Raw genomic sequence first — 3,638 nt, 5'->3', positions numbered from 1 at the left:
GCGCGGGGATGGTGGGGCGCTTACCCTGGTCGACGGCGGCAACGAGGATTTCGGCGGCACCGGTCCGGCTGGTGCCGCGGCTCTCGATTCGGTGTCCCGGCATTTCCGGGAACCAGCTTCCGTGGCGGCGGTAGACGCATCCGGCGGGGGTGCCGTTGACCGTGACGGGGTAGCGTCCGGATTCTTCACGGGCGCCAAGCTGGTAACGCTGCTGCTCGTTCTGCATTCTGTTTTCCCTTTTTCTCGGGTTTGGCTTTCGGTGTCGTTTGGCTGCCACGGCCTCCCGACAAAGAGAACTCTACCGAATCAAGGGCAGAATGCGGAGCTAAAAACGACAGTTCAGGGGACTTTTTTATTCTCGATTTTCCTCGCAAATAAGCTTCAGAATTCATTCTGGTCGGGGTAGTCGGGGCGTGGTGGGGCGCCGGTCGCCGCTGAAAATCGCGGAGCGATTTGATTGATGACCCGCGCGGAGCGCTCGGGTCATGCCGCTGCGCGGAGCGCGAGGCGAGGGCGCCACGGAGTGGCGGACTCCCCCGGGGCGGAGCCCCGGGGGGCGGCGGCCGGTGGCCCACCACGCCCCGCCCACCCCGACCAGAATGAAGGTCTTGTGCTGCGCCCTGCGCGCTTGTCGGGCTTGGCTGCGCCCAAGGGCTGTGCTGCGCCCTCGCGTGTGGCCAGGGAGGCGCTGAGGCGTTCCGCGGGGCGGGCTGTGACATGCGCTCAGAGCGGGGTGAGCAGACGGTGCGGGGCCGTAGAGTAAGAGGTGTCCCTTCGGGGGCTTTCGGTGGCCGGCGCCCTTGCCACCCGCGCTCGCGCGGACTGGGCGCCGGCCTCTTTGTGTTGTCGGGCGGACGCCGCGCGGATGCTGCCGGGGACAGGCTCTCAAGCGCGCCGCCGCCTCCGTCTCCGAGGACGTCCCTGCCCCTGCCGCTGCCTGACGGCCGGCGAGCGGGTACCAGTGCCCATTCCCTGCCCCTCACGGGCATGTGGGAGCCGGGTCTGTGCGCTGTTCACGGACGGGCTCTCTGCGAGTGCCGTGCCGCTCGCCCAGGCGGCGAGAGTGCGCACCATCTCCAGCACGACCTGCTGCCGGGCGGCAGACAGGAACGGCCAGACCACCCACGCAGGGGCCGAAAACACGACGATCAGGAGCAGGGGAAGCGTGCGTACGGAGGCGAGAAGCCACCTCGCTGCACCGAGAGGCGGAAAGGACGGCATGGAGAGGGGACCGCTTTCGAAGTCGAGAGCCGAAGCCGTCGGTCGCGCCCCGAGACCTCACAGGTCTATGAGTCACCGTGCCTGCCGAATTACACAATCCGTAACACTCGCTGGTGATGCTCGTCACACTCGAACGGCTTTTTTTTAAAGGCGCTCGGCGTCCTCGGCTTCATCTGGCCACACGAAGACACGCAGCGGTCAGCAACATCGTACCGGCCGCGACGGGTTGCTCAGTCCAATTCCTCTCCATGTGGGTCTTGTTGCCCCTACGTGGTGAGGCAGCGAGACTTCAAAGGGGCCTCATGCCGAAAGGGCTGGCCATGATCGCGCGCACCTACGTGGTCTGCTCCGCTGCCGCTCGCCGATTGCAGCCGCGACGGCGGCCCGCCGGGGAGAGCCTGACGGGCCGCCGTCGCAAGAGATCGGGTCAGCGTCGGCTGGCCCAAGTGACGAGCTGCTCAGCAAAGTCCTGACCGAGGACCTTGCAGGCTCCGCTCATCAGACCAAGGACGCCGGCGCCGACAAGTGCGCTTAGACCTCGGTGTCTTGCAGAGAAGCCACGGACCGCCGTCCAACATGACTTCCATCGGGTGGGCTGGCTCGACGGCAGGTCGGCCTGCCCCGTAGGCTCGGGGTTGGAACTGATGGTTCTGCTCCATTCACTGAAGTGCTCGCGTGCTTCTTGGTTCGGGTGCGAGACCCATCGGACTGCTGTGCGGCCCCCCGTTGGCCCGGGGGGCCGCAGTCGTGTCACCTCCAGGTGCGACCGGCATCAGACTGCTGCACGACCAGAACCCGTTGGCCCGGCTGCCTCTTCAGAAGACCGTCAACTCAGGTCTCCCTCGCGGCTGTTCTTGTCGCTTCGAAGAATCCTAAGGGGGCGCACTGACACCAAAATGTTGTAAAAAGATGTCGCGAGACATCAGTCAGAGAGGGAGGTGAACGCGCAGATGCCAGCTCGCCCCAAGATCCCGAACCCTGCAGATGGGCGACTCCAGAAGTTCGCGTACGACCTTCGTCTTCTCGGCGCAGACCAGGCGCCAGTCGCGTGGATTGCCCAGCACCCCGAGACCACGGTCTCCAGAGCTGCCCTGTATGCGGCGCTGTCCGGCACTCGCCTGCCGACGCATAAAACGGTGGGCACCCTGCTCCGCTGGTGGGCCGGAAACCCAATGGACGAAAGACCAGCGGAACCAGAACACCTACACGAGAAGCCTGGTTGGGCTTGGATCAATCGACTCCCCGTTGGTCACGAAGGCGCAGAACTCGCGGTTGAGTGGATGACGCGCTACGAACGCCTCGTCCGGGACATCCTCTTTGAACGGGACTACGAACCAAGGGCGCCGCGCGTCACCATCTCCGTTCCCCCCGAGCAACAGCGGTTCATCACCGAACTGAGCGCCCTGATTGGTGAGACCGGGCTGCAGGACGACCGATGGTTGTTGTTCGACACGCGAGTCTCACGGGTCGAGAGATATCTCGCGGGCGAGGCGATGCCGACGGACGAGATGTTCGAGTGGGTCGTGGACCGTTGCATGTCGTTCGCTCCGGCCCTGGACGACTACATGGAGCGGCTCGATCGCCTGGAACTGTCCCTCCGCATTGCCAGAGCAGCAAGAGTGCGGGACAGGCGTCACGCCCGCACCCGACGAGCTGAGCACGGATAAGCCGCGTCTTTCCGGAACCGATCAGGCTCAGAATGAGCGCGAGGGCCTGGTCGTAGTCGCGGTGCACCGGATCCGCTCCTCCGCTCACGCCCGGCGCAGGCACCCGGAAGGCACCTGGCCTCCGCGCACGATGCGCCACAGGCTCCCGCCGCCGCACTCGTGGTACTGCGACCAGGAGTTGCGGCCGACGGCGACGACACACGAGCGCACCCGCTCGCCCCGGTGCAGGTACCGCACGATCGGCGATCGCGTCGTCGCGACCGGTCCCTCGTTCCACGCCGGCATGCGCACGGCCACCTTCTGAACGGCCTGCCAGGTCGACGTGCACGGTGCGACGGCGGCAGCGGCGGCGGTGGTCGGCGGAGCAGCGGACAGGGCGGTCGCGAGGACGGCGGCGACGGCAGCCGTCGTGGTGAGCAGGCGTCGGGTCAGGTGCATACGCGGTCAACCCCGCTGCCCACTCGTACGGTCACGCTCCCCCGCACAAGATCACCCGCCAGAGGGTGGGCGGGCTGCTTGTCGGCCCGGCCCGCGCGCGGCCCCGCCGACGCGCGAGCAGACACCAGGGCGCCCCGATCCCCCGGCGGCGCGCTCACTCCGTCCCGCCCGTCCTCTTTCCCTTCTTTCTTCCTGGTCACGGGGGCGCGGGGGTGTGCAGAGGGGGATGTCAGGCTCCCGACCATGCCCGGAAAGGCGTGGTGACCTGCGGGTTTGTAGGTCGATCCGAAGGGGGGTGGGGACAGTTGTGGG

The 3,638-nt window shown here is 66.8% G+C and carries 3 protein-coding genes; 1 reads left to right on the top strand and 2 read right to left on the bottom strand.

The window, feature by feature from the left end:
- Positions 1-226 (bottom strand): hypothetical protein (locus FNH09_RS45275; protein ID WP_152895698.1); only part of this gene is annotated, 226 nt, incomplete at its 3' end.
- A 1,933-nt stretch (positions 227-2,159) separates the two neighbouring features.
- Between FNH09_RS45275 and FNH09_RS45270 the strand changes: the two genes are divergently transcribed.
- Positions 2,160-2,888: a hypothetical protein gene (locus tag FNH09_RS45270; RefSeq protein ID WP_152895697.1), complete on the top strand. Its 729-nt coding sequence runs from the start codon at positions 2,160-2,162 to the stop codon at positions 2,886-2,888.
- An 84-nt stretch (positions 2,889-2,972) separates the two neighbouring features.
- Here FNH09_RS45270 and FNH09_RS45265 read toward each other — a convergent pair whose 3' ends face one another.
- Positions 2,973-3,326, bottom strand: coding sequence for a hypothetical protein (locus tag FNH09_RS45265; RefSeq protein ID WP_152895696.1), 354 nt, complete (start codon positions 3,324-3,326; stop codon positions 2,973-2,975).
- Between the last annotated feature and the right edge of the window lie 312 nt (positions 3,327-3,638).

Source organism: Streptomyces adustus, assembly GCF_009377175.1.
In the GTDB taxonomy this organism is placed as follows: domain Bacteria; phylum Actinomycetota; class Actinomycetes; order Streptomycetales; family Streptomycetaceae; genus Streptomyces; species Streptomyces adustus.
Note: the sequence above shows the minus strand (reverse complement) of the source record. Positions and strands in the feature narration are given on the sequence as shown.